Below are 925 nucleotides of genomic sequence, written 5' to 3'. Positions count from 1 at the left end.
GTGCTGGACGCGCGGTTGCGGTTGGTGCCGCCGGGCGTGGTCGGTGAGTTGTATCTGTCCGGGCCTGCGCTTGCCGAGGGGTATCTGCGGCGGCCTGGACTGAGCGCGGAGCGGTTTGTCGCCAGTCCGTTCGGCGGGTCCGCCGGCGGTTCGGGTGCACGCATGTATCGCACCGGTGACCTGGTGCGGCGCACCCCGGACGGGTTGCTCGAGTATCACGGGCGGGTGGATTTCCAGGTGAAGATCCGCGGCTTGCGGATCGAGCTGGACGAGATCGACAACGCGTTGACCGCCCATCCGGACGTCGACTACGCCGCGACGCTGGGCACGACACTGCCTTCCGGGGTCAAAGCCCTGGTGTCGTATGTGCTGCCGCGCGTTTATTCCGCGACCGGCGCCGAAGGCGGCCGGGTCGTGCTGGATACCGCCGAGCTGGCCGAGTTCATCGGGAAGACGTTGCCCGCGTATATGATTCCGGCCGCGATCACGGTGCTGGACGAGTTGCCGCTGACGCCGGTGGGCAAGTTGGATCGCGCCGCGTTGCCGGAGCCGGTGCTCGCCGTGCGGGAGTTCCGGGCGCCTGCCACGGCGAACGAGCGGTTGGTCGCGGAAACCTTCGCTGCTGTGTTGTCGCCGCAGGGTGACGACGGCGCCGATCGGCGGGTGGGCGCGGATGATGACTTCTTCGAGCTGGGTGGCAATTCGCTGCTGGCCACGCAGGTCACTGGGCGGTTGGGTTCGGTGTTGGGGGTGCGGGTTCCGGTCGCGTTGGTGTTCGAGGCGTCGGTGGTGGCGCGGCTGGCCGAGCGGTTGGGGGAGTTGACGGGGGCGTCTGTTTCGGCGCCGCGTGCGATGCCGCGGCCGGAGCGGGTGCCGTTGTCGTATGCGCAGCAGCGGATGTGGTTTTTGAATCGGTTCGACCCGG

General features: G+C 68.6%; 1 protein-coding gene. It reads left to right on the top strand.

Going from position 1 to position 925, the window contains the following annotated elements:
- Positions 1 to 925: phosphopantetheine-binding protein (locus NA4_RS38375; RefSeq protein WP_157129601.1), on the top strand; the 925-nt coding region annotated here is incomplete at both ends.

This window comes from Nocardia amamiensis NBRC 102102, from assembly GCF_001612745.1.
GTDB lineage: Bacteria > Actinomycetota > Actinomycetes > Mycobacteriales > Mycobacteriaceae > Nocardia > Nocardia amamiensis.
The sequence above is the reverse complement of the archived record's forward strand: the minus strand, read 5'-3'. Positions and strand labels throughout refer to the sequence as shown.